The organism is Pseudomonas asplenii, assembly GCF_001293465.1.
GTDB lineage: Bacteria > Pseudomonadota > Gammaproteobacteria > Pseudomonadales > Pseudomonadaceae > Aquipseudomonas > Aquipseudomonas fuscovaginae_B.
Genome location: NZ_JSYZ01000054.1, coordinates 16,105 through 42,816, shown reverse-complemented (window position 1 = coordinate 42,816; position 26,712 = coordinate 16,105). Strand labels below are relative to the sequence as shown.

The window sequence follows — 26,712 nt, the reverse complement described above, 5'->3', positions numbered from 1 at the left end:
TCAGGTCCTGATCAGGCCTGCGGCCGGGAAGCTGCCGTAGGGAAGCGGGTTGTTCGCGCCGAAGCGCAGCTTGCAACTGTTCAGCCGGCCGCCGCACTTGTCCTTGGCCGCGTCGGTGACTATCACGTCGTTCTCGTCGGCGACCGGCGGCCCGTTGTAGCCGCAATAAGGCCCGCGGTACCCGCCGCAGCTCAGCCACCAGCAGACATTAGCCACGATCTGTCGGCGGGGAAGCTGCACGCCCTGGAAGTCCAGCGCGGTAGCCAGTTCGAACGACACAACACCACCTGGATCCTCGCCAGACTTGCGCTCGACGTACCAGATATCAGGCGGCAGTTCTTCTTCGGGATCGGCCTCGGGCTGGTCGTCGAGATACTTACCAAGCGTGCGGTGCCTGACCAGCTTGGCGCCCACCAGGTCATCGAAGTACAGCACCAGGGCGGTGATGAAGCCGCCGACGTTACCGACAGAGAGGGTTGGTGTGGGCTGGCTGCCCTGCCCCGTCATCTCGAAGCCTTCGGCCTTGATGGGCCAGGGCGAGTACTCGTTGCCCTGCCACCAGATCGACGACTGCTGCGGGTAGCCATGGAAACGGTAAAGCTCGGCGCCCAGCATCGTGGCGTCGAGCTCGAAAAGCTCCACCCACGCGCCAGGCTCCAGGGTCTGGATATCTGCTGTGATTGCCATATTGGTTTCTTGTGAGATGGGTTCAGGAAGGTCGGACGGGGCGTTGTTCTTGCGTGGGAAAGTCGGGCGACTCATGCCACAGGCGAACCCTCGTTCGGTATTGCAACCAGTCTTTTCGGCTGCCCGGCAAGGCGTCCGGCGCCTCCTCCTCGAGTGCCAGCAACTGGTTGGCAATCACGGCCATCTCCACCTGCTGCCACTCTAGCTCAACGCCGGCGGCCTTGGCTTTCAAGGTGGCCGGCGTGATCGCCCAGGTGCCGTCTGGCCGGGCTGTGAAATCCAGAGAGTCCGGACCGTCCGGCCGTTGGCTGGACATTTCGATCCAACCCTCCGGGCATTCCATGCCGGTTTCATCAACCCACATTTCGAAGCTGTCGACTCTGCCGAAGACCTTCATCCTTTCACCTTCCAGCACCGGACGCGCACCGGCAAGTTTGCTGACGTGCCGCCGGCGTTGTAATCCGAAGAGCCGCCGCCGTACTGATAGCCGATCATGCAACCTCCAATACCGACAGCCGTAATCACAGTGTCAGCGTTCTGTGCGGCTCTGGTTCCGATGGCCGTTCCTGTTGTTGTCCACCAACCAGAGGCGACCCAGTTGCCGTTGTACAGCAATTGCGCCTCGCAGATGATCCTCTTCCCTGGCCATGGGCTGGGGTTTGTGTACCTGGACCCGGCCGCTGTCAGTGCAGGGGAAGCCTCGCTTCCACCATTGGGGTAGATGACTGTGAAGTCGATGGTCTCCAGCTGCGCTTGCTGCGCATTGACCTGAGTCGCCAGCGCGGTCACATCGACAGTGCCTGGGTTGCTCGTGGTTGTCGCCCCGACGATGCACCAGGTGTAGGTAACCTCTTTCGGGCGTGTCTCAGTCCCAACTCGCGGAGTTCCGTTAGTGCCGTCAGTGATGAAATTTCGCGCCTCGGCCTGGGCCTGGCCACTAACAGCGGCGGTTGCGTAACCATTTGTGATGTTGAAGGAGCCGCTTCCAGCACCGCCAGTAGCCGCCCAAATGCCCATGCGGAAGCCCTGGAACTGGTCCATTCGCATGTAGCCAGGACCAGGTGCACCCGAGTTCGATCCTCGAACGAACACGCCGCCAATGCTTCCAGGCTGTACGCCGTTCAGGTCAGGCAAACGGAATGTGTTGGTTCCGTTTCCCGGCGTCGCCTGGCCGCGAATGAGCGGATCGGCCGACCAGTTGGCTTCCGTGGTCATCAACAGCTCGCCGCTGTTGTACTTGGCCCACAGTTGCGGCCAGGTACCGCGATCCACAAACTGACCGTTCAATGGCAGCATACCGGCCGGAATCTTGTCGGCTGGCCCCATGTGCACGTACAGAGTGCCCACTGGCATGCCTGCGCCACCGGCAACCTTGTAGGTTCCGTCGCCCCCTAGAAACTTGTCCTGATCACCTGCCGCCGGGGCAGGAACCAGGCCCTTGGTGCCAGCCGCTGAAGATGTGGCTCCCACCATCGGTGCGGTGTAGAACGACGCAGCCTGTCCGTTCAGCTTCGCAGAGTCGGCCGCAGTGTCGCCTATGCCCAGCTTTGCATTGAGCTGGCCCTGCAGCTTGGCGAAGGCCTGCATGATCGTGTCGCTCGCGAGGATCGCGGCATTGACAGCAGCGCCCAGGCCGGCGAGCAGCGTCGAGCGAACCCGAGCAGCGGTGAAGTACAGATTGGTTGTGCCCTCCGGCACCTGATCGGTCGAACCTGGTGATGCCGGGATCAGCACGAATGCAGTACCGCTCCAGCGATACTGCCGGGTCGGGTTCGTCGGGCTGTCGCCGCCGTTGATCGCGATGTAGATCTTCCCGGTCTCGCCGGTAGCCGGGAAATCGTCCAGGGTCGGGTACTCGAGCACGTCGTCGACGTAGCTCGGGAGTTGGCCGGCCGGCACAGTGCCGTTGACCAGTTGCGCGACAGAGACGCCCAGGGCAGCACTGGGCACCGCCGCATCTGCCTTGGCTTTCGCCGCATCTGCGGTTGCCTGGGCGGCGGCCGCGTCGGAAACACCCTGCTCGGCCTTCGCCTGGGCAGCCGCAGTGCGGGTATCCAGCTCGGCGAAGTTGTCGTTGATGATCTGGCCGCCCGACCGCAGGTCCTGGCCGGTGCCGTCGTTTGGCGCCGAGCCGATGTTGATCGGATTGATAGTCATGGGTGAAATGCCTGATCGAAGGTGGCGGTTAGCGAGTACGTGGTACCGCTCATAGGCTGCGGCTGATACTGGTCACAGCGATAGAGCACCGTTTCGCCAAAGGGGTTTTTCCAATAGAAGGCCTTGTGGCCGGCATGCCGATCGAGGAAGTCCATAATTTCCTCGATTCGCTTTTTCGTACCAGTGAACTTCAGTGGCCAGGACTGCGTGCGGTTGTTGATACCGTCGGCGGCCCGCTGCTCATATCCATCGCCAAACTTGGCCGACTTCGTGCGAAACGAAATGGTCGGGGTTGTGTTTCGTTCAGGGCCCCAAGTGAATGTCTCGGCCATGTTGACTCCAAAAAGAAACCCGCCGAAGCGGGTGCGATAAATTACCTACGCCCTCTGATGGCCATGTATATCTGGCCACCTGGCCGGAGATCCTTGGCAATCTGCTCCTGGGCACCCTGCTTGGCTGACTTGGCATAGGCCTGAGCAAGAGCCTGGCTGTCTGCATCACTGGGGCTTCCCTGGCCGTCTGGCACAGAGAAGTTCTGCTGGATGATCACCTGGTTACTGCTGGATGCGCCCCCTCCACCAACAGCGCGCACGCCAAGAGCACCGCCGATAGTACGTGTGAGCGGCATAATTGCCTCATCCCCTGCCTCACCCATCACCCCAAGCTTTCCGTTGGCCATACCGAATGCTGTTGGCTTGCTGACGATGCTGTTAGTGAATGCACCGCCGTCGGCGAACAACTGCACGCCGTTGGACCAGGCGCCGCCATTGGCTTGGAAGTAGGCTGAGGAATAGCCGGCGGCCGAGGCGCCAAGGCTCGACGATGTTGCCCCTGCCGAGCCGGCGGCTAGTCCATTGGCGCCACCCCCGAAGTACGAGCCAAGCGCCGTAGAGGCAAAGCCGAACAGAGCACTCAGCCCAGACGACGCCGCCTTCCTGGCCTCGATACGCACCATGTCGGCAATCACCGATTTCGCGAAGTCCCCGAAGGAAGCCTTCCCGGTCATGGCGAAGTTCACGATCGCATCCTCCATCGAGGAGAAAGCGTTCCCGAAAAGCGATTTGGTCTGGCCAGCAACGTCCCGTGCACTCTCCAGGTAATTCTGGAAAGCCGATGAAGCGCCACTGCGCCAATCGCCTTGGGCGACGGACATTTGGTTGTAATTGTCGACAACCGTATCGCGGTACTTGCGCTCAGCATCCTCCAGGCTGGCCAAGTCACGCAGGTAGTCTTCTTGGCTGTACTTGTCGGGTGCCGTCTTACGGCGATCCAGCAGCTTCGCACGCTCGTCGTTGAACTTGTCCGTGGCTGCATCAAGGCTGGCCTGCAGCGAGGCCTGGCGATCACCAAGACCCAATCCAGTGGCCGCACGGAGACCTGAGGCAGCGAGCGCTGCACGCTGACGCTCCAGTTGGTTGACGTATGCCTCTGAGGCCGCCGTCATCTGCTCCAGCCGACCCTTCTCGTTCGTCGCGATGACCGTCAGTTGGCTATCGGCATCCTTTTGAGCCTTGACCATCCCCTGCCGTGCATCGGCAATTTTCTGATCAAGCTGGATGCTCTGGGCTGCTGTCGTGGTCTTTTTAGCCTTTGCCGCTTCCAGGGCATCAATCTCAGCCTGGTACGCGGCAGTCACATCGTCCTTTTCCTGATTGATCAGGGCCGAGCGCTGCTTAGCGTAAGCCGACAAATCCACCACGCCGGCCTTCTGCTTGGCCTCCAGCTCCTTCTGGGCGTTTCGGTAGTCATTGACAATGTCGGACAGGTTGTTCTTGGCGGTGTTGAAGGCGGTCAGGTCAACTTGGATCGCGGCTGTTTTCGGGTCTTTATTTTTTTCCTGAAGCCCCTTGAGCAGCGTATCGTAAGCACCTCCCGAAAACTTTTTGCCGTCGTAGTTCACGCCATCAAGTAATGGAGATTTTTGCCCTGTTTTCTCCGCGTTTTCATATAGCGCTTTGAACTGATTGTTGAGCTTTTCCAGCCCGACTTTACGCTTGTTGAGCGGATTTACGTTATCAAGTTGCGCATCTAGCTCTCGCTGAGCCTTGATCGCCTTTTGGTTGGCGTCAGTAACCTCACCAGTTGCTTCCGTCTGGGCGCTGCTCGCTGCAAGTCGAGACTTCAATTCCGTCAGCTTTTTTTCCAGCGCTTCAGTTGAATCGTCGTGCTCACCGGTGCCCAAGCCAAGCGCAGTGTTCAGTGAGCTGAGTCCATTGGATATTGCGCCGGCAACGCCGCCTCCTTTGCGGGTGTCCAGTACACGCTGGGTAATCTCGATCTGCTTGGCCAGGTCCGGGAAAATCTCCGACCGAACTTCGGCGTAGGCACCCTTGATGGAGTTCTTGATTTTGTCCCAATCGCGCTCTAAATCCGAAAGCGACTCACGGTAGGACTTCAGCCGAACGAGAGCTGCCTGATTCAGATCTTCACTAAGCGTATCCAAGGCACGCTGGCTTTCGCCCTGATCATCAAGCCCTTTGATAACCTGGTACTGCTCAAGGGTGAGCAATCCATACTGACTGCTGATCTTGCCTGCTGCCTCCGTCGCTGTGTCGCCGGCAGTGGCGAACGATTTTGCGAGTTCTCCGGCGCCCTGCCCTGTGACCTCGCTGATCGCTGCTGCGGCTTCAGCCAGATTGCGCATCTGCATGCCGCTGGTAGCCACTCCAGAAGCGAGCGACACAACAGCCTCCCGCGCACCAGACAGATTCCCGGTAACGAGACCAGCGCCGTCGGCCATGTCCTTCAGGCTGGCTATTGTCTGCCCCGCTCCGTTCGTGCCGCCGTTAATTGCGGCGTTAAACTCACGCGCCTGCTTCATGGCATCGAGATATGCGTACGCGAGTGATCCAAGGGCCGCAACAAGCAAGCTGGACGGTATGAGCAGTCCCGCCATGCTCTTCGCCGAAGCGCCCGCTCCAGCACCTAACTGGACGATGGCACGAGCCCCACTCCCCAGGTCACCCGATTGCAGGGCATTGGCGAGTTGCATCACGTTCTCTTGGGCTTGGCGAGTGCCTAGCTTCAACTTATCGAACGCGGTCTCCGTCGCGGTCAGTCCAGCGCGATCCTTGCCGATCTTCGCCAATGCTTCGTTGTAGCGGTTTACGTCAGTCTCGCCGAGCTTATGAAGCTCGTTTAGGGCTCGCTCGCGCTCTTCGAGCTTTGCCAGTTTGGAGGTTAAAGGGTCGATTCCATCCACGATGCGCTTCAGCGCTTCGATCCGTCGGCCCTCGGCCTCAATCAAGCGCTGCTTCTGCGCGAGCTCTTTGGCCTCAGCTTTTTCAAGCCTGTCATGGGCCTTTCCCAACTGATCCTGATACCTGACCTGGTCCTCAATTGTTACCAGGCCGCCTTTCTTGGCTCGCTCGAGCAATCCCTCAGCTTGAATCAAAGATTCCATGCTAGTGATATTGCCAGTCATTGCTCGATCAAGCTGGCTGATAAGATTGATTTCAGCTGCAGCACTGCCAGATGCTTTGCGGCTCGCCTCAGACCTACGATCCATCGCGGCAGTAGATTTGTCGACGCTCTGAGCTATTTCGCTCTCTGCCTGGGTAATTCTCTTGCCAGTGTTGGCCAGGCCCTCACCGGTTTTGCCCAGATCGTCAATTGCCCTCTGGGCGCCCTCTGCCGAGTCGACCAGTTTATCCAGGTCGCCAGCGGCCTTCACTGCCTGCGACGATTCAACAGAAATGCCTAAGGATGCGAAATTTGTGCTCATCTGCTTTTCCCAAGTGGATCAAGATACCTTCAATCCGATGTTTTATGGGCAAAAAAAAGCCGCCATACGGCGGCTATCTACATCTATTAGATCATTGAGATTTTGGGACCCTCAGGCTCAATGCTTCATCAGTTATTATAAATGCATCGTCATATTTATTTTTCCCGACGGACAAGTAAGACGCGCTGCGTACGTTTTTCCTGATTAGTTTTCCTGTGTCAGCCGGCCAAGATGGGTAGACTCCATCTGGATCAACCTTCCCAAATTTTTTAGAAAGATATGAAAAGCCTACCGCGTAAGCCTGCTTGCTACCCGGAACAATAAACGCCTGATAAAAAACATCATTATAGAAGCACAGTGTCACTTTCGAAACACTGACCCCTGAAAATACATTCTGGATATTTTTCCCGGAATAACATGTATGGCCATCTTCGCCACCCGAGGCCTCCATATTCGGCTTCTGCTCCGGATAAGATCCTCCAAGCTCGAATCCCATGAACGATATAGAGGGTTCCGCTATGTATTTGGCTTCAAGCCCTCGAAGTTCGTATCGATATTGAGCGATTGACCCTCCAATAGGGAGTTCTATGTACAGGATCTTTGATGCTATTACCGCGCCGGAGAATGCTCCAGAGTTTGTTGGTGTCAGGCGTTTCCCGTCCCGCGTCGCAAAAGAAAGCCCTCGCACCTCCCCGTTGTCAAAGCGAGCCTGGAGATCACACGTCTGCAATCCTTGCTCCGGACAACCATCGACCACTCCCGTTTCGATGCTCAGCATGACAGCCGGAAAACCGTCATTTTTATCGAAAACACTAAGAGTCAGCTTCGGGCCTTGACCTAAAATAGGCGAGGATTCCTGGCTGTACATCAGCGATTCAATGGCTCTCATCTCATCTCTAAGGGGCGTTTTGGCCCAGTCTGCGTTTGAGGCAAGCGGAACCAAGCTTAATAACAACCCAGCAGCCAACGCCCCTACGAACATTTTCATATCGTTCCCTCGTTGAAATACTGCGGGACTTTATCATCAACGAGAAAGCAACACGAAAGCCCCGCATGGGCGGGGTTCTTCGGGTACGAGGGATGCCCTCCTTGGCTGGACGCTTAGCGTTGCCCGAGGATTTCCCGGAATCGCTCTACCGCTGCACGGTTATAGAAGAAGGTTTCGCACTGGCGGTCGCTGTACTTTGACTTGTCGAGGCGGTACTCACCGTACTCATCAGTCTTTAGGCCGTGCTGATTCGCGAGCCTGCCGATTTTCTGCGCACTGACTCCGAACATCTCGCCAACCTCACCCGCCAACTTCAGGCTCTCTTCGACCTTCGGCAATGGAATCAAGCGCTGACCGAATGCGATCTCCGAAATATGGCTGAGCAAGGCCTGCTTGCTCGTTTCGCCAAGATTCGGCAGGTTCTCCAGCGCCAGCTTACCGAATTCAACGGCAGAATCATTTGCTGCTGGCAACTGAGATCGAGGATTCACGGCATGTCCGTCGTTCCAGTACTGCCAGAGCGCGTCGTCGCACTCGTCTTGAAATTCTTCGATCTTCTGCCGAGCAGCCTCGCTTTTTACCCGGTTCGGCTCAAGTGTCGAGAGCCAGCCTGGTAGTTTGCGAAGGGGTATGCAGACAGCTTCTTGTTCGCCGCCAGCGGAAGGGGTGGTCATGATGACCATCCCCCAGCGGCGTTGATTGGCAGTCAATTTGCGATGCTGGCTCTTCCAGTCGATACCCATCCCCTCAACCATTGGCTTCATCGGAACAAATGGCTGACCGTCGCGCTCAACCAAGTACAGATCAACGCCATGGAATGGAACCGTCATCAAAGCGCTCATGCCGCCACCCTCCACTTCACCTTCCCCATCGCCGCCAGGGCAAAATCGAACAGCGCCGCCGGCGAGACATGAATTCCATTCGATCCAGTGACAGCAGCCAGGAACTGGGTAGGCGACATCACGCATGCATCTAATGGAACGGGCTGAACCTGGCGCTTGCCGAAGCCGTCGATGAACACCAGGTAGCGCTGGGTTTCCGATAGATCGGACGGAATCTCAACAGACTTGCCCTGCTCCTTCGGCATGAACTCACCCTCAAGAACGGCATAGGCCGCGATGAAGTTCCGCGCAGCGTCAAGCTGATCGGCCGGAATATCTGCCGCCGACCGAACGCCAAAAGCTGCATGAGTCTGCGACCAGATTTTCGCGGTGGCCCGACGCTGAATTTGAGCTGGCAGGCTCGACACCTTCCCCTTCACTACCGCTCCCAGCATGTGAAATCCATCGGTGCCAATGGTTTGCCCGAGGACGGTCATCGCCTGCCCTGGTCCGCGATGGTTCACGGCATGACCTTCGTTCCAGTAAGCCCACAACGCGTCGTCGCACTCGTCCTGATAGACCAACACGTTCTCGCGAAGATCAGGCCGGACCTTGCTCGCGTGAATCGACATCAGCCAGCCCGGAAGCTTTTTCAATGGCAAGCACGCCATTTCGTACTGCTTACCATCAAATCCAGTTGTCACCATCATGGTGATAACTGAAGCAAAGCGCCCAGCCATCAGCTTGCGGTGCTGGGTTTGCCAAGCCAGCCCCATCCCCTCTACTACTGGTTTCATTGGAACGAAAGGCTGTCCGTCGCGCTCAACGAGTAACAGCTTGGTCGAACGGAACGGGATGACATTGGATTTCGCTACAGCTGTGCTAGTATCGCCCATGACGATTTCTTCCTCGAAGTTGATCTCGTTTTCCGAAGCCCTGACGACTCTCACCTCGTCGGGGCTTCTTCGTTTCAGGCTACCGCCTGCTTCGCCTGCTGCATTTCCCGCCACTTGAACCCCTCCTCAATCAACAGCTCAAGCTCTGCGTTGAGGCTGCGCCGATTAGTCGCCGCCTCCTCCCTCGCCTTCCCCTTCAGGTGCTCTGCAATCCTCAAGCTGTATGGCGCTACCTTGTGCGCGTCTTTCATGTGACGCTCCTTGCTGTTTGTGGACTCATATTAACTCACGTAAAAATAGAGTCAAGTGGACTCATTGAGTCTTTTTGATTCATTTCGCATACTTCCTGCAATACAAAATTTGGGTCCGTCATGAGCGATCGACACGCAATATCTCCCTACCCGGTACGCATGCCGAATGAGCTTCGTCAGCGATTGGATGACAGTGCAAGACAAGGCTCCCGCTCACTGCACGCAGAAATTATTTCCCGCCTCGAGGAAAGCTTTGCCCCGCGGGACTCGAAGCAAATGGGCATGGGCGAACTCACCGACCTCCTGATTGAGATGGGCCGGGAAAAGGGTCTAGCTGTTGAGGTGACTATCAGCCAACACAGCGATGACGATAAGCAGACAGACATCGACACTGTGCCTATGACGACTCGTATCTCTAAAGAGAAGCTGATGGCATCACTTGGAAAAAATGAGACAGAGCAACCAGGTGTCAGCGAGGCAATTCGCCGGGCATACGAAGCCATCCAGGCGCTTGATGTACTTGTCGGTAATACCTCATCGTCGAATGGGCCGAAACCTCGCAAGAGGTTCCCAAAGGAATAATCCGAGCCTGGCCAGCGCTGTTTTTATGCTCGCTGCTTTTGCTCATTCTGCATCTCCTGCTCCAGTGACTTGCGCAGGCGGAACACGATTTCGCCGCTCAAGGTTCGACCGTTCTGATAGGCGCTCTCCTCCAGCTTCTGGCGCATTTCGCACAGCATCCGCACGGCCGTAGTGATTTTTTCGGGTTTCATACACGCCTCCTTGTTTGCGTTTTGTGAGTTTAGTGCGTTTGTTGACTTTGTCAAACGCATTTTTGCTTTTCGTGAGTTTGTATTACCCTAGCGTAATAGAAGGGGCACCCATGACCACTGAATTCGCGAACAATCTCATTCGCCTGCGCGGCTCAAAAAATCTCACTCAGCAGGAGTTGGGGGACGCGAGCGGCGTCTCTCCTTCTCAGATCTCGCGATACGAAGCTGGCCAAGCCAGCCCGCGGAAGACCGTTCTGGGAAAACTCGCTGACGCTCTGGGCGTCAGCGTTGATGAACTGCTGGGCCAGCCTCCTGAGACAAAAACTGTCACAATCGTCCTAGAGGAACCTGGCGGCGAGAGCATGCCCCTGACCATCGACCGATCTGCCTTTGAACTGCTGCAAAAGGCTGCCGAGAAAACTGGCAAGCCGTTGGGCGACATCGTGTCGGATACGCTGCTCTGGGGCCTGCAGATGATCAAGAGCAGTCCAGAATTCGCTGAAGGTCTAAAGCGGCACATTGAAGAAAACCGCAAGGCGAAAAACGGAAAAACTCCCCCAACAAGCCCATCTGACTCAGACATCAAGGTAGAAGAATGCGAAAGCTGCGAAGCCACGAAGTTATCGGACTGAGCGTTGACGAAATCCTGCAAGAGTTCAACGAACGAGCTTCCGAATTCGGTATAACTGAGGAAAACCTGGTGTCCGTGAGCGTGAATCCACCACGTCACGCGCTCCGGATTCTCGACGGAGACAAGGTCAAGGACGCCAAGGTCCAGGTGACCTTCATCTACTGGAGCGAGCGATGAGCCACATCAAAGCCCGCGTCGAAGCCCTTCGAGAGCTTGTCGACGAAATCAAGAACGCGAAAACCATTTTTGAGCGCGCAGCCCTATTCGCCGCCATTCAAGGCCTGGTGCAGGACCTCGATAACGATGAACAGCTCAACGGTTATGCCAAGGAGAAAGCCTTCGGTGTGCGCTGGCACGCTGCCGCAGCCCTCGGCTTTGACGAAACTAACGGACACACAGCAGAAGCACATCGAGTGTGGGCCTACGGCGAAATGAACACGCTCGAGTCTGCTTACGAGTAAACCCTAGCCCGGCCAAACGCTAGGCTTTTTATCCGCAAGGATCAACGGATGCCAAAATCAGCTCAGGAACGAGCCGGCTTGCTGCGCCAAGCCGCAAGCGATGGACGTCGCGACCCCGACGATCTATTCGGGGCACGGATGGCTATTCATGCCGCCTTCGAAGACACTGGAGTTGACAGCAACCGAGTCTGCACCCTACTTCTCTCTTCGTACCCAGCCATTTCAGAGTGGGATTGCTGTCGACTGGAGATGGTGGCTGACCAAATCGATCTAGAGCCTGAAGCCCTGGCGAACTACTTATTTAGTCTGTGCGAAGTAGCTCGAATAATGACACCTGACTAAACGCGAGTTTTTAGCAGAAGCAAAAAGCCCAGCACGGGCTGGGCTCTAAGTCACATATCTTTACCGCTTACGGCGCTCTTCAATCAGCGCATCTGCAATTTCCGCAGCTCTTTGCGTAGCTTTCAATACGAAGTCACGCGCGTCGCGACCGTGCACAGAGTTGTAAGCCGTGGCAATGGCTGCGGCAGCATATTGATCCCACGCCTGCAGCTCGGCCTCGTCTTTTACCTTGTTAACCATTATTTCTTCCTTGTTTGGCATTGAGCATTGGCTCAATCGCCGAGACGAATCTAGCGCCTCATGTGTTGCCTATCAACGTCGACTAAAGTCGACCCTGGCTGGGCATCCAGCATGGATGGAATGACAGTAGAGGGAGCATAGTCAAGAGTAGTAGCCTTCAGCCACCAGGCAACCGCCTGGCATGTCTATCACAGGTAATCAATAAAATGCGTATAAAGCGTGAGCATGAGCTACAGCTCGTGAACTACATCAAGTCCCACAAGGGTTTCAAGAGCGAGAAGGCCATTCAGTATGGCGTTCAATATAATGTTAACGAAGTGATGCTGAACATCCATTACTCCGAGAAAGACAAAACGACCTTCGCTTTCACTATTCAAAATACCACTGCGGACACAGAGTTCTCACAACTGATCGAGAATTTTGCTAGCGGCATTGCCATCTAGATATCTGGGTCGGCTTAACGCAAGGATTCCCCAGTCCTTCGCCTGCAAGCCCAAGGACTGGGGCACGATGACCTAGGAGGTCTTGCAACACATGAAAAAAGATATCGATTCAGACGGTTATTCGGTATGGCCATTTCGCCCAGTAGAGCTTTCCGTGAACGGGGACCGGAATAATGGCGGTATCGATCTCGTTGCTAATCCGGAACAGATCGAGCTCATCCATGAAGCAACGGAGGAGAATGGTTTACGGGATCTGCTGATCTCCATGAACAAGCCAGGCCGGGCATTTATGACGCTAGGATGCATTTCGGGAGACGCCGACGGGCGCTACTACACCTATGTTGAGTTCACTCCACGTGACGCTCTCATTGCGCGTAACGAGGAAAAGATCAAGTCGATCTATTCGCGGTGGCTCGACTGGAATCAGGAGCACTGCGCGGCTTACCCCGGCTTGGCGGGTGCACTTCGAGGTAATGTGGAATGGGCATATCGGGCATTTTCCTTCCGTGGAAAAGAGCCGCAATATCTGATAACGATTTACCCTCGCGCTCAGACCGCTCAGGATCATAAATCACTGATTTCATGGGTCCATAACTTCCTTTGCACGTTTGATTTCAATGAGAAAAAAAGCGCTTCCGCATAAGCGCGCTACCCAGTCGCCTCGGCCATCACGGCCAGGGCCTCGATTTCCATGATGCGGATATCGGGAAAAATATCGGGGAGCTCACTGCGCTTGATGCCGAGCATCGAGGCGGTGGCAGGTATTGCGGTGTAGTCCAGGCCTGTTGCGCCGAACGCGCCTGTTCGCCACTGGGTGCTCAAGGCCTCGAAAACTCTCAGCGAGTCCCAGTTGTCAGGCCAAATGCCGAGTTCCTTATCGGGAACATCCAGGCGCGACAAGCCGAACGCCATCAACTCTGCATCTGACGGTTTCGGCTCGTATAGTACGCGGGCAGCGCTTAGGAGTTTCCCTGGCGAGCCTCGTTGAAGGCTTCGGCGTAGGCATCAAGCACCGCTTTCGGCGCCGAACTTATCGAATTGACGAGAATGCGCACGTTTTCAGGCGTGAACTTTTCTTCAATGTCCCACCCGACAACCACCGCCAACAGTTGATCGGCCTGCAGGTCGATCTGAGCCGCGGTGAAGGCCTTCAGGTCCATTTCACCGATCTGCTTGCTCAGATCTTCGTGCCGCTCGTTCCAGTTGGTATACAGATCGGCCAAAGCAGTTCGATCCAGGTACTTGAACTCGAACACGACCTTCTCGGCATCATAGCCGGCGCGCCCGATCATCACCGGAGCCTTGAAGGTGGGCTTCTGAATCAGTTTGAACTTGGCCATGGTTTACACCGCCTGGTAGCGAGTCGGGCGCGAGGCTAGCGACAGCGTAATGACCCGGGTCATGATGTTGTTTCGGGACAACGTCGGGGTCGAAGTGATCGACACATAAGCGTTGTAGTAGATGGCCGAGCCATTCGGCAGGGTGAGTCTCACAACGCGCGGGGAACGGTCCTCGTCAGCAGTCTCGCACAGCGGCACGTACGGCAGCAATGGGTCGTCAGCCACGGTGATGGTCATGCTGGTAGGCGACTTGGTGGTCGGCAACTGGCGATCCTCGTCTTCCTCCAGGAAGCCGAAAGTTGCGAACTGCTGTTCACCGCCGCTGGAGGCGACTTCGGTGATCTGGCTGATCTGCGCCCAACCAGTAACCTCTCGAACCGATCCAGCACCGGCATCGGGGGTGTAAACAGTGGTCTTGGTGGTGTCGATACCTTCCAGCGCAAAACTGCCGCTCTGGATGTCAGCCACACGCACCACCTTGTCGTTCAGGCGGGTCCAACCGGATGAGACGACAATGATGTCGCCTTCGGCAAGTCCGTGTGCCGCAGCAGTCGCGACTGCGGGCTTGGCATTGCTGATGGCTGTTACAGTCTTGGCGGCACTGATAGTGGCTGCGATCTCCATGATCGAACCATTGGGTAGGTTGAAAGCCATTGGGTTGTTCCTCTTCTCAGAAATGACAAACCCCGCACTCGGCGGGGTTCATGGGCTGCCCAATGGGCGGGTTAAATGGTGTCTGCGCGGTACTGAAACGATGTAGGTAACGTGGTGGTGGTATCGCCCGCCAATGACGGGGCTGTCGCGAGAGGCGTCCGGACATATACAGTCAAGCCCCCCGACTGCAGGCCGAGATTGTTTGGGAACAACTCACGCAGCTCATCGGCGATTCGGGATGCAATGCCCCGGCCCTGCCCCGCCTGAGTAACGATGCTTACCTGAAACACTCCCAGGAAGACACTATGAGCGCCGGCGAGATCCTCGCTGCCGGTGCTGGCAGGCATCAAAAACGCCTTGAGATAAGCAGAGCCGTCGCTCGGAGGCTCGAATGACACATCCTCGTATGCAACCGGCAGCACAGGTGACCGTGTGCTCGCCCAACTCGCAAGCCGAGTCTCGAATGCTGCCCTGATCAGGGTATCGCTCATTTTTCCAGCCCTGCTACTGCTCGATTGACGAAAGCTTGGAACTCCGTAACGGAAATACGCACCATTCCCGCGGGAGCCTGGTTGGACCAAGCCTCGTATTCAAGTCTTGGTCCATACGGAAGATTGTTCATGATCCAAATCGTCCCCTTGCCAATGGTGAAGGTCTGAATAAGGGCTGCACCTGCATCCCTTGTCGCATTCCCTCCAGGGTCGACACGATCAATGGCGCCAGTGATTGCTGTATCGAAAGAAACCTGCCAGTTCCCTCTGAAACGCCCACCTACATAGTCCTTTCCAGCGACCAGTCCGTTGACGTCGAAGTTCTGGATACGCTCAGCCTTGGTCAAAGGCTTGGCGTACTTCACACCCCTCCTCAGCCGTCCAGACTTAGTAAAATTCGACTCGGTCAGATTGATGATTGTGTTACGCACTCCGACCTTGAAGTCGTAATCATCTGCGGCACGAGTGTTCTTTTCGCGATAGGCCAGGTTGGCCGCCCAAAGCTCCGGATTGCCTACGGGAGAGCGATCGACAACAGAGCTAAGCAGGTCAATCGAGACCTTTTTAACGATTTCCTCGATGTTCCCCTTGGTTTTTTCGGCGAACTCCCTGATGTCCAGGCTGAAGCTCATTTTCGGGCCTGCACACTGAAGCCGACGGCTACGCCGGCGTAGTCCCAGGGATCAACGTGCTGAACCGTGTAGGTTTCGCCGTCGAAGGTGATCTTGTCCAGCGTCACCGGCTGGGGCATGTCTACGCCATTCAGTAGCACTGGGGAGATCAGGATCTTGACGTCGCCCTGTTTGATCAGGGCGCCGTCGATGTCCTGTAGGCGATAGTTTTGGCGAAGCCCTGAGCCGTCGAACTGCTCAGTTGTAACAGTGCTGCCACCGATCCCAGGGTCGTACTCGCCGGTCGTTACCCGAATCAAAGAGAGCTCTAACCCCTTGCCGCCCCTTGAGCGCGGCGCCAACACCCGTGCGGCGCTCGCCTTGGCCCGATCATAGATATCTGTCATTAGCTGCGTACCAGGCTGACCTGACTTGAGGACTCCAGCAATCCAGCGAACTGGGCATACGACTGCCGGGTTGCCGCCGGCTTGCTCACCGACGTGCTGGCGACAGCAAACGTGGTGCTGATCGGCCCAACCGTTTCGGAAACAACGGCCCCGGTTTTGGTTTCGGGTGCGATCAGATCATCGGCATGGATTTCGGCGGCCAAGGCCATCTGGCCGGCCTTGATCTGCGGCGGGATTTCGTCGGAGCGCAGCACCCACCCCTGACGCTTGACCTCAACCCGAGGCCAGGCCAGCGCCTGATCACGGTTCACAGGCTTGCCCTTCCATGGCATCGCATCCATTTGCAAGGCCGCGCGACGCAGCAGGGATTCCTGCGCTACTTCGTCCACTGGAATGACCTTTCCGAAGTTCGTGGCATAGGTGACCAGTTCGGCTGCCGTTGCGAAGCTGTCGGCGCCTGGCACCACCTTGCCGTTCTCAATCACCAAAGCCATATCAGACCTCTTTCCAGCCGAGTCGCTTGTGGTCATCCAAGCAAGAAGGATGAACGTGCAGCTCCTCCCCGCCCTGCTCAACCTTCACCAAGCCGGTGTAATCCGGCTCATCGCCTTCTGCGTCAGGCTTACCTTTCGGCTTCGCCGCTGCAGTTTCATCCATAATGCGTTGAGCGTCTGCAGCCGCCAGATCAATCGCGTCCTGCGCGCTTTTGCTCCAGTCGGCACGCTCCAGCTCGCCCAGGGCTTCAAAAGCCTCCGTACTCAAGCCACTGAGCTCGATAGCCTTGGCCAGCAGCGCCTTTGCCGCCTTCTGTTCTTTCGTCAGTCCAGCCATTGTCATTCTCCAGAAACAACGCAGAGGCCGAAGCCCCTGGCTGTCGTTGTGGTTGAGTTAGCCGAGCAGCAGGCCGATATGCTCATCCTTGATCGCGCGGCAGCCCCATGCCAGACGGACGTGGTAGGCCGTTTGCAGGAACTGGCGGTAAACCGCGATCTCGAACGACAGGCCGGTCAGTGGGTCGGTGATGGTGATCACGTCGTCCGCCGAGTCACCGCCCTCAGGCATTGCGGGAGCACGGGTGGCCAGCACGATCGCCGAGCGGGCAAACGCAACGTTCGCGGTGTACGAACTGCCCAGGGTCAGGGCGTTACCGGTCGGGATGACGATCTGCGAGCCGGGTTTGTTCAGGGTGATGGTACCCGGGGCCGCAACACCGGTGCCGACGACGTACTTGTTATCGCTGTCAGCCGCGAAGGTGGCGATATCACCAGCCAGGACAGTGCCAGAGCCGGTCGCCAAAGCGATGCTGGTCGCACCTACAGCGTTAGCGCCGTTGGTCACGTACGCGGCGCCAGTACCTTTGACGTGCCGGCCCACCTGGTGGGAATGACGGATTGCCATGTTCATGATGCGATCAGTCATGCCGTTGCGCAGCATGTCGCTGGAGCCGGCCTCGTTGACCTTGAACAGGCCGGATTGCTTGCCACGCATGTTGCCAATGGCCGAGTGGCCCAGGACCAGTTGCAGGTCGTTGGTGGGCGCGCCATTCTGCTCCAGGATGCCCAGCACGCCAGCGAAGTCGGACAGGTCAGCCGCCGTGCCGAAAGGCGTGGTACCCGCAGTACCGAACGCACGGGAGGCGTTGCGATAAGCCTCGAGCCAGAGATCCTTCTCGATTTCGTTAACCAGCGTGCGCATCGCCTGGTAGAAGCGATCAGCCTGGATCGACGAGAAGGTACCAGCATTTTGCAGGCCCTTGGTTTGCTCGCCATTCCAGCGAACCGGAACATGCTTGCTCTTGGTGATGGCCACGGCGACGTTGTCGACTGCGGTATCACCAGTGTCTGGTGCGGTCACTCCTGGGATGTTGTCAGCAGCAGCTTCTGCGCTGGTGATCGGAACCAGTACATCCTGGCCGATAGCAGCTCGAGCAACAGACGAATCACGGGATACCGCTGGAATGAAGCCTGTCAGCTCTCGCGAAATAACGTCCAGTGCTTCGTACAGGTCCGGCACAAGGCCGTTGAGGGTGCTCGCCATTTTGGCTTTCTCCACAAAAAAGCCCGCTCAGTGGCGGGCATTGATTACTTGCCGGGCAACACCCGGCGGCTTTGGTCAGTCAGTAACCGTGCCGCCATTGCGCGCATGATCGGCCTTAGCGGCAGGATCAAGCGCATCAAACGCAGCTCGGGGAAGGGTTTTCTTGTCGCCGCCCTTGCCGCCATTGTTCGGAGCACCGCCGCCATTGGCGCCGGAACCCTTGAGAATGTTGTCGCGGTACGGATAGCGCTCGACCAGGGCTTCCAGCGCCTCGTCGAAGTCAGCCAGCTCGCCAGGGCGCGCGCGACTGTAGATCTTGTTGCCATCGTCGCCATAGGCCACAACCTTGCCCTCCTCGACCTTGAAAGCCTTGCCGAAGGTGTTTTGCAGCATGTCGGGTGGAACGGCGATTTTGTCGGTGACGAACTTGGATCGGCCGAAGGCGCTCCCGATCTTCTCTTGGTAGAGAATCCCGGTGGTAGTGTCGCGCTCCGCGGTGACGGTCTTGATCTGTTCAGTAAGCGTGGACACCTGCGCCTTGAACTTCTCCTCAGTGGCCGCGATGGCAGCTTGCTTGATTTCATCCACCTTGCCGGCCTGTACCAGCTGCCCAGCGTCGAGGTTCGCGACAGTTGCCAGTGCGGCACGGGCCTTTTCAGGATCGTCGATGCCTTCGAATGCTTTGGCGCGAGCCTCGGCGGCTTCTTTGGCTTCGCGGTGCCCTTTGGCTTCGGCGTTCAGCGCAGTGATCTTGGATACGGCCGACGGCGCGTCAAACGCCACGTCCTTACCATCATCGTGCGTGTAGACCGGCTTACCATCCTGCACAACCACATGACCTTGTTCGTCGAATTTCAGTTTCATTGGTTCATCTCCGGGCATCCGCCCATCCGGCGGGCCATCCGGCCCAGTGCGGCGCTATCCATCCGGAGTCGCGCCCATAAAAAAGCCCCGGCGGATGCCAGGGCTGTTTGATACTCGTATTTGAGGCTGGTCGATTACAGACTTCTTAACTTTTCGGCTATGAGCAGATCAACATAATCGTGCCCGGAGGAGCTTTCGCTGTGCTCTTTAACAACAGACACAAAACCTTCCTTCTGAAGGCGGCGAACCTCACGGACCACAGATTGAAAATCTTGGAGCGACACATTCTGCTTTTGCGGAGACAGCGTAAATGCTGACCCAACAGCCGTATTGTCAAGGATTGATGCAATATCCATTTGAACATCCTCTGAAACAGTTTTAGGAGCCTCTGTATATCATTGCCCCCATGCTGAATGCACCGTCCATTCGACGAATCGTTCATAGCCGTGAAAGGTCAAAGCACCACCCGCTCCCCTTGAAGCAGGCAGCCAACGCAGAGCAGTTGCTTTGTCCCACCAGTCAGTTTGCCATTCTTCATCAGCATGCCGATTTTCGTCTCGATGAACTCGCGCCCGCCGCACCGGTGGCATTGGACCATATAAGCAGGCTTGGGCATCGCACGCACACGCTTGCGCACCTGCTCAACCGAATTATCGGGAGCTGGAGATCCTTGGATCACATGGAAGCGCGGCTTATCAGCCACGATAAAACTCAAAAAGGAGATCAATGACGTCACCGCCCTCAATGACGAAAAAAGACCTCGTCTTGCCGTTTGCACCAGCTACTTCCTGGCGCACATAGCGTTCGCTCCCCAGATCGCCGCCTACCGCTGTCTGGAACCCAGTCCTTAGCTTTGGTGCGTCAATAAAAGTGTCGCCATCGGAAATGTTTACCCACCTCCGACCATTGGTACCACCGATCAACAAGACTTCCACGGCAAATCCTCCTTGGTCATGAGCCCATCTTAGCGAATGCCTGGGAGTCCTGCTGCTTGATCTGCTCCAAGGTCAGCCATTCACCCGTAGGGGAGTAAAAATCCTCAAGGTTCTTGCCGTCCTTGTAGAGCTGGTACCGCATTGGCCCAAGCACCTGGGCCTTGCGCGCATCCGACTGTCGCTCAAGCCAGGTTGTGTATGTGGTATCTCCCGGCACCTGACCGTCCATGCTCGCTCGTTGACTTGGCGTCATCTCGTCAACCGGAATACCGAGCTCTCGCCATGACTTGGTTCGCGGCGTCGAAGTGCTGCGGCAGCAGAAGTGAATCCGTCCTGGGCCTTGCAGCCACGGAACCTTGTGCCCTATCGGCTTATGCGTACCCACCTCATACGAAAGCTTGTCCCGGATGATGCAGTCGGTCGAGGTCTTCGTGTCTAGGGTGCTGAGCCAATCCTCGGCCTTCAGGATCTCACTGTTTGCCACAGCGAACTGTTCACGCGCCGTCGCCGCAGTGTGGCTCACGGCCGTCTGTACAACCGCTGCCAGGTCTTTACGAGGCCGCTCAAGGAAACCGTCGGCATAGCCGGCCGCCCTGGTGCCGCGAATGCTACGGATGATCTGATCGGTGGTTCTACCCTCAAGGTAGCCGGATCGGATTGCGTTGCGAATCTTGACCATGCGCTCAGCGCCTACCTGCTTGCCCCAATCACGCAACAGACGCCCCTGGAACGGCCGAGACATTGCGGCTGCATAGGCCTGTTCAGAGCCGATGCTCACCAGCGGAAAGCGCACAAGTACGGGCTCCGGCAGCGCATGCTGAAACAATGTCTGCTGCCAGTTGGCCTCGTAGCCCGCAAGCTCCTGCAGGTCAGCATTGAGCGCCTTAAACACCTGGTCATAGGCCTGTGCGTTAACCGCCCTCACCTCGTCAAGCAGCAGCTCCAGGCGCTCAACAGTGAACAATTCAGCAGGCATCCGCTCCAGGGCCTCGGTCAGTGCTGCCGATAGGCTGGCATCCGACCGATTCAACTGAGCGATGATGCGCCGCACCACGCCAAGCTTATAACGCTCCAGCGATACCGCATGGGCGATATGCTCGTCCTGAAGAATCTCGTTGACCGTCGCCATTTAGAGAGCCCCGAGTGCTGGCCCCTGGTCGGCAATCTTCTGCTTCTCGACTTCCCACTCAATGTCATCCGAGACCACGCCGCGGCGCTTATACTCATTGAACAGAGTTTCGTCAGAGAGCCGACCCTGGGTTGCCATGTTGAGCAGCAGTGGAAGAGTGGTTTCCGGCGCGAAGTCCACGTCGAAGTTGCCATTCACCTTCACGTGGCCGCCTTCCTTCTCCCCTTTCCAGAGCGCAAAGAACTGCAGCACCTGATCAAGCGTGTCCTCAAGCTGCCCGGCCATGGTTTGCAGCGGACTCATCTCTTGGGCAGCCTCTTCCTCAGCCTGGGTCGCAGTCTTGGTGGTCTGCTTGTCCTTCTGGAGCAGCTTGGCGCCGGCGATACGCATCTGGTCTTCAAGGTCCTCCAACGACTTGCGCCCGGCCTCGATGGCAGCCCCCGTATGCTCGACCCACTTCATATCGCCACCAGTGGGCAGCTTGGTCGCTGAACTAGTCCCGACCTTGAGCTCGAAAGCATCGTCGTCGATACCAGAGATCATCAGCATAGGTACCCGAGCGACGTGAAGGATGTTGTCCTGATCACTTTGGGACTGCCAGTGCTTCTTGTTGAGGTGTGCCAGCTCCAATAGCGGCGGCGTTGCGGTCATGAAGCCCGTACGCTTGGTGTAGAAGGTAGCCAACGGGATGACAGAGAGCGTGTTCGCACCCTCATCAACCTTGGTCCACTCCTTCTTGCCGCTGGCGTCCTCGATCTTGCGGTACACCCTCCAGCCACCAGGGACTAACACCCTGATCTGCGGAATGATAGCCACACCGAAATCACCAGCGCGTTCCTCGACGGCTTCCGCGTACCAGAACTGAGATAACGAGCACTCTCCCCCCTTCTCTTCGCTGAGCCACCCAATGACCTGCTGAGGGTGGATCATCACTGCGTATGGGCGAACGCCGGCGGCTTTCTCGTCCGCCGCGGTACGCACAACAGAGTTACCTTGCTCGTCTTTCGTCTTCGGGTAATCAACCAGCACGTGGCAAAGGCCATGGGACAGCCCGACAGTGAACAATTGCTGAGCCCAGACCTGCAGGTTATTGCCTTGCCGATCGAAGTTCTGCGCATAGGCCTTGATCGATTCAGGCACATCCTCACCAAGAACAATGTTCTCGGCGAACACCCTGCCCTTCATGTTCTGGACCGTCTCGCTGAATGCCGGGAGCAGCGTGGACAGCGACAGGCGCTCCCTGTAGGCGTCGTCATCTTCCTTTGGCCACTTCGGCAAATAGCGCTTGCCTGCAGCCTGCATTGCCTTGGTTCCGCCCATCAGCGCATCAACAAGAGCCCAGTCTTCGCGCATGGCGTCTACTGCCGGTAGCGTTTTGCTTGGGTCATTGCTCATGGAGGTCACATTCTCAAGGAGTTGGTGAAAGCAGTCCGCTTAACGATCGGGTACTCGCGGTGGATGAAGTAGCCGCCAGCATCGTTCGCGTGATCGATACCTGCGGTCTTGTCAGGCTCCCCGTTCGGGGCCCACACCTGCTGCTCCAGGCCGTCGGCATAGGTAGGACAGGTGAATGGGTTCACAAGGTAGCGTCGCTCGCCTTGTGCGTTGCAGAACGCTGCGTTCATAGCGTTGATCCGGTCTTTCACCGGCGGGTTTGATGCTGGAGCGATCACTTGGAAGCCGGCCTGCCGAAGCATGGCCAGATCGGTGACGCTGGCATTGACGGATTTTCGCGAATCGCCTGAAGCATCCGGGTAAATCCGTATCTCGCAGGTCTTCTTGAAGTCGTTCCCGTCGTGCTGCCAGTAGCGCTCTTTGATGCGCCTGATCATGTCCGGCGTGTCGTAGCCATCGATGAGCTCATCTACCGCCCTGGGCATTCCCTGGTCACGCTTAACGTGGGTGATCGCCGCCATGCGACCCACGTTGAAGTCCATACCGATGAACAGCGGCTCGCCCGGCTGCACGGTGTCGAAACATCCGTTCAGCTTGCGGTCATAGGCCGTGTAGATCGTGCCGGAGGTCAGGTTGACGAACTGGCCGCGCAGGTACGCCTGGATCAACTGCGGCGGGTAGGACTCCATCAGCGATGCGATGTAGTCATCTGGCAGGTTCAGCTCGTTGTCGAAGGTGCTGGCCTGCACGAGCCCATACAGGTCATTCAGTGCTGGCTTGTCGCGTAGCTGCTTCACGAACTGCGTGTAGACGAACTTGAACCCCTCCGGGGTGGTTGTCACATCAACGCCGTTCTTCAGCCCGGGGATGTTGTAGCGCATCCTGGCGATGATCTTGCGCCAGGCCTGCTGCGCCTTGGTCGCGGCCAGTACGTCCAGCTCGTCGACTAGGGCGTGACCAATCTTGAAGCCGACGATGGTCTGCGGCTTCTCCATCGAACGGCAGATGATTGTGCTGCGGTACTGGCGACCGCTGTAGAACTCGACCTCCTTGTCGCTCTCCTTCGTCTTGACCTTCAGCCCCCAGTCGAACGCAACCTCCTCGATAGTCGGGAAGAAGATGTCCCGGATCTGCGGATAGGTTGGAGCAAAGTAGCCAGCGTTGACCCTGGGCCACTCCCAGACGTGCTTACACAGTGCCGCACAACCCACCCAGGTCTTGCCACTGCCGAACCCAGCAACGAAACCGCGAAACTTGTGCGGCAAGGTCAGGAACTCTGCCTGCGGTCGGTTAAGGCTCGGCATCTGGCTTCCTCGCATCGATCACATCGACCTGAACGCGATTTGGCACCAGGTTGTCGGGGGATTCTTCTACCTTCGGTTGCCGGTTGACGTAGATGTCGCCGCACTCCTTGGCGGCCTGCTCGAGGATCTGCATGGCCAGGCCGATGTTTTTCATCGACTCGGCCTTTTCCACGAAACGGCTCATGGCCCTCAAACGGAACGCGCGATTGGCGATCGGGATGTCTGCCGTTTCTTCACGAAACCGCTTGCGGGTGTCCTCGAACAGGGTTCGCCACTTGGCCGCCAGGTTCACACCCGCGCGCTTGGTTGGGTCGTGCTGCTCAACCTGCTGGCGGGTCACGTCGATATCAAATTCTTGCTTTACGGCTTGTGATACTTGAGTGGGCGTGTCAAAGCACGCCAAAGCCTGAACGATGAAGGCTTTCACATCGCTTTTCAGGGCTGCCATAGATTGGGTTCCGTCTCATGCCTGTCTCAGATCAGGCCAACTTGAGCAGACAGGTTCCGCAGGCCCTCGAAATGTTGATGTTGGCCACCTCTGGCGGCCGGCTCGCAGCGTTGATGAGCCGCTGCACGTCGTTGCTCGCACCGTAGCGACGAACCACGCCGACGAACTCTTCGACGTCGTGACCACGAAGCTTGATCTTCGGGGCGCCGTCCTGGGTGAATGCTGGCTGACCGTACTTGTCGGTGGCGTGCGCCAGGTGGTAAAGCTCGTGCTCTACAAGGGCGCAGAACTCTGCGTCGGAGCACTGGGCACAGTAGTCGGCAGCCAGGGTGATGATGAAGGCCGGCACCTCGCCGAACCACTCACGCATCTGCTGCTCCATCCTGGCCTTCTGCCAACCTCCAGCACGGAATGCCACTTGCTCGGCCTGGCCCAGGACGGTTCTGCCCTGCTTCTCGAAACAGGACGATGCCCACATCACCTGGATGTCGGCATCAATCAGGTGGGCATGGTCCTCGTTATGGATACTGCCAGTGTCGGCGAGTATCTCGGCTCGGAGCCATCCCCATACTTCGGGAGCAGGACGCAACACAGTGAGCATTTGATCGAGCAGGTCCACCGGAGGCATGGGCCTTGCCATACTCCCCCCTTGAAATAGTGGCTCACCGGCGGTATTGGTGTGGATCAACCAACGCAAGGAGTGCCGCATGAGATTCATAAACGCCGACGTTGTGGTTCACACCCAATATGAGCAGCCTGTAATACTTCAAGGCATCGCTTCCGAATTCAAACCAGGGGATCGTTCTCTATATGTTGGGGTAGGCAGAGAAAACAACGTGAATCAAATCATGCATACAGGCTGGCTTTGCCTTGAAAGCAAACCGTTCCCCGGCTGGCAAACCGCTCATACCATTCAGCTCACCTGCCAACGTCTAGACCAAACGTTTGAAGTGAAAAGTAACTTCAACGTCCCAGTTCAGGAGGGTGACTGGCTCCGGTTTCCGGTGAAACCCAAAGTCGTGACTGAGCGCCAAGATCAAGATTGATCATTGCGCATAAAAGCCCTTGAGATCACTTATGAGCGCACCACAAACTGCCGCATTCGAAAACGTGGTGCAACTACTTGAAGGCGTAACCGCGGCGAGCCCATGCGTAGAGGACCACCCCGGCATGAAGCATCACCCCGAAGGGGTTGACCCAGTGACCTTGGATAGCTGTGATGAACGCACCGAAAGCGCCGATGGCTACCAGGTAGAATGCGATGCAGAGCAACGGCTCATCGGCCGGGCGAACCTTGCGCAGATACTCACAGGCAGCGACAACTACGAGGACGCACAGAAAGGCGTCCAGCGCGGTCATCGCCGACACAAGGATACTGTTCATATTAGGCACCTCGCGTCGCAACGAACGCCCCCATCGCAGACTTGATTGCCGGGATGATGTTCATCGCTGTGAGGCCGAGCACGAAAGCCACGCCGCACAGCAAATCATCGGTCACCGCAAGGTCAAGCTTGGGAGCCAGCCAGGAAGTGACTGGTTGCGTCAGGTAAACCGAAAAACCGAGGCCGGTGGCTACAGCGGTCACCGCCTGTCCACGGGTCAAGTCTTTCAGAAACCCAAGGGATAGGATCGAGCCGATGAAAGCAGCCATGACCACGCCGTATTTGACCAGCACCACGCTGGCGGCAGTGCTCGTTGGTTCTGCCATTGGTCTCTCCATAGAAATAGGACGACCCCAAGGGCACCCATTCATGGCAACAGGTGCGGCAAGGGGCCGAGAATGAAAAGCCCTGCATTTGCAGAGCCCAGCTTGTTACATGGACCAGCTCAAGAGCCGGACCTTGGTCATTGCGAAGACTAGGTGCGAGTTACGCAACGGTTCCGTCAGCGTTGAGCACGTCCCAAGACATTTCCACGGAAATGTTGAAGTTGGCAGTCGTGTTCAGGTACACGCCCATGCCAGCCGGAACCATAACGTCGTTATAGAGCGTAATCCCGTTTGGAATACGCATGTGGCTGCGATCGAATCGATCGGTGCCGTTACCCGGAACTCCGGGGCCGATGGTCACGGTGCCGCTCTGGACGACAATCGAACGGAGGATGATCCCGTTCACGTTTTCCTGAGGGGTGATCAGAGGCGCAATGAAGGTTGCATTGCCATTGATCAGGGGATTTCTGAAGCGTTTACCCAGTGTACGTACAGTCATATTTTCACCTATTGAGTCGAATGAGGTTTCGCGGAGGATTCCGCTTTCATGTCGCTCAAAGGCGATCGCTCGAGGCTCGTGGCCTTCACATGATTCAACGTCCCGCATCGGGAACATTTGATCTGGAGCTCTGTAAACCCGCCCACCCGGGCGAGTAGTCTTCTGCACTTACCGCATCTGCAATCTTTTAACATCTGCAAAGCCTTATGAATTCTGCTAGGCTCCGACCCGCTCGCGCGAGCAGTGAGGGCCTTGGCTGGCTTGCAGGTCTACTCTGCGACCTGGCGTCTCCCTGGGGTGTGTCAGCACCCTCCGGAGTCGCCCTCATTTTTCCCGCGCCAAAAGAAAGCCCCGATCGATGTCGGGGCTTTTGTGTTTTTGCGGGCAATAAAAAACCCGGCTCGGCGACCGGGTTTTCTTCGTCACTCCTCAACACGCGCAGGAATGACAGGATGGACAAATAATGCGACATGGCG

The 26,712-nt window shown here is 57.1% G+C and carries 39 protein-coding genes; 6 read left to right on the top strand and 33 right to left on the bottom strand.

Annotated features, from left to right (window positions below):
* The 9 genes from PF66_RS31470 to PF66_RS33105 form a co-directional block, all read right to left on the bottom strand.
* Window positions 1-687 (bottom strand): phage minor tail protein L, encoded by a 687-nt coding sequence (locus PF66_RS31470; protein WP_054064885.1) that lies wholly within the window; start codon window positions 685-687, stop codon window positions 1-3.
* A gap of 22 nt (window positions 688-709) precedes the next feature.
* Entirely contained in the window at window positions 710-1,084 is a 375-nt protein-coding gene (locus tag PF66_RS31465; RefSeq protein ID WP_054064884.1) for a hypothetical protein, read from the bottom strand.
* Window positions 1,081-2,844, bottom strand: a complete 1,764-nt coding sequence (locus tag PF66_RS31460) for a hypothetical protein (RefSeq protein WP_054064883.1) — start codon at window positions 2,842-2,844, stop codon at window positions 1,081-1,083. The genes PF66_RS31465 and PF66_RS31460 overlap by 4 nt, the downstream gene beginning before the upstream one ends.
* Complete coding sequence (locus PF66_RS31455) at window positions 2,841-3,176, bottom strand: phage tail protein (RefSeq protein WP_054064882.1); 336 nt, start codon at window positions 3,174-3,176, stop codon at window positions 2,841-2,843. The genes PF66_RS31460 and PF66_RS31455 overlap by 4 nt, the downstream gene beginning before the upstream one ends.
* Before the next feature lie 41 nt (window positions 3,177-3,217).
* Window positions 3,218-6,568, bottom strand: a complete 3,351-nt coding sequence (locus PF66_RS31450; protein WP_054064881.1) for a phage tail tape measure protein — start codon at window positions 6,566-6,568, stop codon at window positions 3,218-3,220.
* A gap of 91 nt (window positions 6,569-6,659) precedes the next feature.
* Window positions 6,660-7,556 carry a hypothetical protein gene (locus PF66_RS32965; protein WP_152973139.1) on the bottom strand — a complete coding sequence of 299 codons (897 nt, stop codon included), beginning with the start codon at window positions 7,554-7,556 and terminating at the stop codon, window positions 6,660-6,662.
* Window positions 7,557-7,669: 113 nt separating this feature from the next.
* Window positions 7,670-8,398, bottom strand: coding sequence for a phage antirepressor N-terminal domain-containing protein (locus tag PF66_RS31445; RefSeq protein WP_054064880.1), 729 nt, complete (start codon window positions 8,396-8,398; stop codon window positions 7,670-7,672).
* Window positions 8,395-9,387, bottom strand: coding sequence for a phage antirepressor N-terminal domain-containing protein (locus PF66_RS33630; RefSeq protein ID WP_193394251.1), 993 nt, complete (start codon window positions 9,385-9,387; stop codon window positions 8,395-8,397). The genes PF66_RS31445 and PF66_RS33630 overlap by 4 nt, the downstream gene beginning before the upstream one ends.
* Entirely contained in the window at window positions 9,348-9,524 is a 177-nt protein-coding gene (locus tag PF66_RS33105; RefSeq protein WP_160320682.1) for a hypothetical protein, read from the bottom strand. Before PF66_RS33105 ends, PF66_RS33630 begins: the two co-directional genes overlap by 40 nt.
* 120 nt (window positions 9,525-9,644) lie before the next feature.
* Between PF66_RS33105 and PF66_RS31435 the strand changes: the two genes are divergently transcribed.
* Window positions 9,645-10,106, top strand: a complete 462-nt coding sequence (locus tag PF66_RS31435; protein WP_081009968.1) for an Arc family DNA-binding protein — start codon at window positions 9,645-9,647, stop codon at window positions 10,104-10,106.
* A 23-nt stretch (window positions 10,107-10,129) separates the two neighbouring features.
* On the opposite strand, the gene PF66_RS32545 is transcribed toward PF66_RS31435, so the two are convergent.
* Complete coding sequence (locus PF66_RS32545) at window positions 10,130-10,297, bottom strand: Arc family DNA-binding protein (RefSeq protein WP_081009967.1); 168 nt, start codon at window positions 10,295-10,297, stop codon at window positions 10,130-10,132.
* A gap of 110 nt (window positions 10,298-10,407) precedes the next feature.
* On the opposite strand from PF66_RS32545, the gene PF66_RS31430 reads away from it, so the two are divergent.
* A complete protein-coding gene (locus tag PF66_RS31430) occupies window positions 10,408-10,929 on the top strand; it encodes a helix-turn-helix domain-containing protein (RefSeq protein WP_054064878.1) in 522 nt (173 codons plus the stop codon).
* A gap of 172 nt (window positions 10,930-11,101) precedes the next feature.
* Entirely contained in the window at window positions 11,102-11,389 is a 288-nt protein-coding gene (locus PF66_RS31420) for a hypothetical protein (RefSeq protein WP_054064876.1), read from the top strand.
* Window positions 11,390-11,791: 402 nt separating this feature from the next.
* On the opposite strand, the gene PF66_RS31415 is transcribed toward PF66_RS31420, so the two are convergent.
* Window positions 11,792-11,971: a hypothetical protein gene (locus PF66_RS31415; RefSeq protein ID WP_054064875.1), complete on the bottom strand. Its 180-nt coding sequence runs from the start codon at window positions 11,969-11,971 to the stop codon at window positions 11,792-11,794.
* 239 nt (window positions 11,972-12,210) lie between these two features.
* Here PF66_RS31415 and PF66_RS31410 point away from each other — a divergent pair, with 239 nt between their 5' ends.
* Window positions 12,211-12,414 carry a hypothetical protein gene (locus PF66_RS31410; RefSeq protein WP_152973137.1) on the top strand — a complete coding sequence of 68 codons (204 nt, stop codon included), beginning with the start codon at window positions 12,211-12,213 and terminating at the stop codon, window positions 12,412-12,414.
* A 91-nt stretch (window positions 12,415-12,505) separates the two neighbouring features.
* Window positions 12,506-13,057, top strand: coding sequence for a hypothetical protein (locus PF66_RS31405; protein ID WP_054064873.1), 552 nt, complete (start codon window positions 12,506-12,508; stop codon window positions 13,055-13,057).
* Window positions 13,058-13,062: 5 nt separating this feature from the next.
* Here the strand turns inward: PF66_RS31405 and PF66_RS31400 are convergent, their stop codons facing one another.
* The 18 genes from PF66_RS31400 to PF66_RS31315 all read right to left on the bottom strand — a co-directional run bounded on the left by PF66_RS31400 (window position 13,063) and on the right by PF66_RS31315 (window position 24,669).
* Entirely contained in the window at window positions 13,063-13,326 is a 264-nt protein-coding gene (locus PF66_RS31400) for a DUF1799 domain-containing protein (RefSeq protein ID WP_054064872.1), read from the bottom strand.
* Window positions 13,327-13,373: 47 nt separating this feature from the next.
* On the bottom strand, window positions 13,374-13,754 hold the full coding sequence (locus tag PF66_RS31395; protein ID WP_054064871.1) for a phage tail assembly chaperone: 381 nt from the start codon (window positions 13,752-13,754) through the stop codon (window positions 13,374-13,376).
* Window positions 13,755-13,757: 3 nt separating this feature from the next.
* Window positions 13,758-14,408: a phage tail protein gene (locus PF66_RS31390; protein ID WP_054064870.1), complete on the bottom strand. Its 651-nt coding sequence runs from the start codon at window positions 14,406-14,408 to the stop codon at window positions 13,758-13,760.
* Between the two features lie 71 nt (window positions 14,409-14,479).
* A complete protein-coding gene (locus PF66_RS31385; protein ID WP_054064869.1) occupies window positions 14,480-14,899 on the bottom strand; it encodes a phage tail terminator-like protein in 420 nt (139 codons plus the stop codon).
* Window positions 14,896-15,531, bottom strand: coding sequence for a hypothetical protein (locus PF66_RS31380; RefSeq protein ID WP_054064868.1), 636 nt, complete (start codon window positions 15,529-15,531; stop codon window positions 14,896-14,898). Before PF66_RS31380 ends, PF66_RS31385 begins: the two co-directional genes overlap by 4 nt.
* Complete coding sequence (locus tag PF66_RS31375) at window positions 15,528-15,917, bottom strand: hypothetical protein (RefSeq protein ID WP_054064867.1); 390 nt, start codon at window positions 15,915-15,917, stop codon at window positions 15,528-15,530. Before PF66_RS31375 ends, PF66_RS31380 begins: the two co-directional genes overlap by 4 nt.
* Window positions 15,917-16,411: a DnaT-like ssDNA-binding protein gene (locus PF66_RS31370; protein WP_054064866.1), complete on the bottom strand. Its 495-nt coding sequence runs from the start codon at window positions 16,409-16,411 to the stop codon at window positions 15,917-15,919. Before PF66_RS31370 ends, PF66_RS31375 begins: the two co-directional genes overlap by 1 nt.
* Before the next feature lies 1 nt (window position 16,412).
* Window positions 16,413-16,748, bottom strand: coding sequence for a hypothetical protein (locus PF66_RS31365; RefSeq protein WP_054064865.1), 336 nt, complete (start codon window positions 16,746-16,748; stop codon window positions 16,413-16,415).
* Window positions 16,749-16,805: 57 nt separating this feature from the next.
* Entirely contained in the window at window positions 16,806-17,954 is a 1,149-nt protein-coding gene (locus tag PF66_RS31360; RefSeq protein ID WP_054064864.1) for a P22 phage major capsid protein family protein, read from the bottom strand.
* A gap of 75 nt (window positions 17,955-18,029) precedes the next feature.
* Window positions 18,030-18,818 (bottom strand): DUF6651 domain-containing protein, encoded by a 789-nt coding sequence (locus PF66_RS31355; protein ID WP_054064863.1) that lies wholly within the window; start codon window positions 18,816-18,818, stop codon window positions 18,030-18,032.
* Between the two features lie 134 nt (window positions 18,819-18,952).
* Entirely contained in the window at window positions 18,953-19,174 is a 222-nt protein-coding gene (locus PF66_RS31350; protein ID WP_054064862.1) for a hypothetical protein, read from the bottom strand.
* Window positions 19,175-19,272: 98 nt separating this feature from the next.
* On the bottom strand, window positions 19,273-19,533 hold the full coding sequence (locus PF66_RS31345; RefSeq protein ID WP_241494492.1) for a hypothetical protein: 261 nt from the start codon (window positions 19,531-19,533) through the stop codon (window positions 19,273-19,275).
* The gene (locus tag PF66_RS31340; RefSeq protein ID WP_054064860.1) at window positions 19,514-19,753 is read right to left on the bottom strand and encodes a hypothetical protein; all 240 of its coding nucleotides are present in this window, start codon (window positions 19,751-19,753) and stop codon (window positions 19,514-19,516) included. The genes PF66_RS31345 and PF66_RS31340 overlap by 20 nt, the downstream gene beginning before the upstream one ends.
* Window positions 19,754-19,769: 16 nt before the next feature.
* Window positions 19,770-20,882, bottom strand: a complete 1,113-nt coding sequence (locus tag PF66_RS31335; RefSeq protein ID WP_054064859.1) for a hypothetical protein — start codon at window positions 20,880-20,882, stop codon at window positions 19,770-19,772.
* On the bottom strand, window positions 20,883-22,277 hold the full coding sequence (locus PF66_RS31330) for a DUF4055 domain-containing protein (protein WP_054064858.1): 1,395 nt from the start codon (window positions 22,275-22,277) through the stop codon (window positions 20,883-20,885).
* A gap of 5 nt (window positions 22,278-22,282) precedes the next feature.
* On the bottom strand, window positions 22,283-23,581 hold the full coding sequence (locus PF66_RS31325; RefSeq protein WP_054064857.1) for a terminase large subunit domain-containing protein: 1,299 nt from the start codon (window positions 23,579-23,581) through the stop codon (window positions 22,283-22,285).
* Window positions 23,568-24,029 carry a DUF2280 domain-containing protein gene (locus PF66_RS31320; RefSeq protein ID WP_054064856.1) on the bottom strand — a complete coding sequence of 154 codons (462 nt, stop codon included), beginning with the start codon at window positions 24,027-24,029 and terminating at the stop codon, window positions 23,568-23,570. The genes PF66_RS31325 and PF66_RS31320 overlap by 14 nt, the downstream gene beginning before the upstream one ends.
* 31 nt (window positions 24,030-24,060) lie before the next feature.
* Window positions 24,061-24,669 (bottom strand): putative metallopeptidase, encoded by a 609-nt coding sequence (locus tag PF66_RS31315; RefSeq protein ID WP_054064899.1) that lies wholly within the window; start codon window positions 24,667-24,669, stop codon window positions 24,061-24,063.
* Window positions 24,670-24,736: 67 nt separating this feature from the next.
* Between PF66_RS31315 and PF66_RS31310 the strand changes: the two genes are divergently transcribed.
* Window positions 24,737-25,075: a hypothetical protein gene (locus PF66_RS31310; RefSeq protein ID WP_054064855.1), complete on the top strand. Its 339-nt coding sequence runs from the start codon at window positions 24,737-24,739 to the stop codon at window positions 25,073-25,075.
* A gap of 73 nt (window positions 25,076-25,148) precedes the next feature.
* Here PF66_RS31310 and PF66_RS31305 read toward each other — a convergent pair whose 3' ends face one another.
* The 4 genes from PF66_RS31305 to PF66_RS32535 form a co-directional block, all read right to left on the bottom strand.
* The gene (locus tag PF66_RS31305; RefSeq protein ID WP_054064854.1) at window positions 25,149-25,412 is read right to left on the bottom strand and encodes a hypothetical protein; all 264 of its coding nucleotides are present in this window, start codon (window positions 25,410-25,412) and stop codon (window positions 25,149-25,151) included.
* 1 nt (window position 25,413) lies between these two features.
* The gene (locus PF66_RS31300; RefSeq protein ID WP_054064853.1) at window positions 25,414-25,737 is read right to left on the bottom strand and encodes a hypothetical protein; all 324 of its coding nucleotides are present in this window, start codon (window positions 25,735-25,737) and stop codon (window positions 25,414-25,416) included.
* Between the two features lie 160 nt (window positions 25,738-25,897).
* Window positions 25,898-26,236: a 3-methyladenine DNA glycosylase gene (locus PF66_RS32540; protein ID WP_152973135.1), complete on the bottom strand. Its 339-nt coding sequence runs from the start codon at window positions 26,234-26,236 to the stop codon at window positions 25,898-25,900.
* 8 nt (window positions 26,237-26,244) lie between these two features.
* Window positions 26,245-26,430, bottom strand: a complete 186-nt coding sequence (locus PF66_RS32535; RefSeq protein ID WP_081009965.1) for a zinc finger domain-containing protein — start codon at window positions 26,428-26,430, stop codon at window positions 26,245-26,247.
* Between the last annotated feature and the right edge of the window lie 282 nt (window positions 26,431-26,712).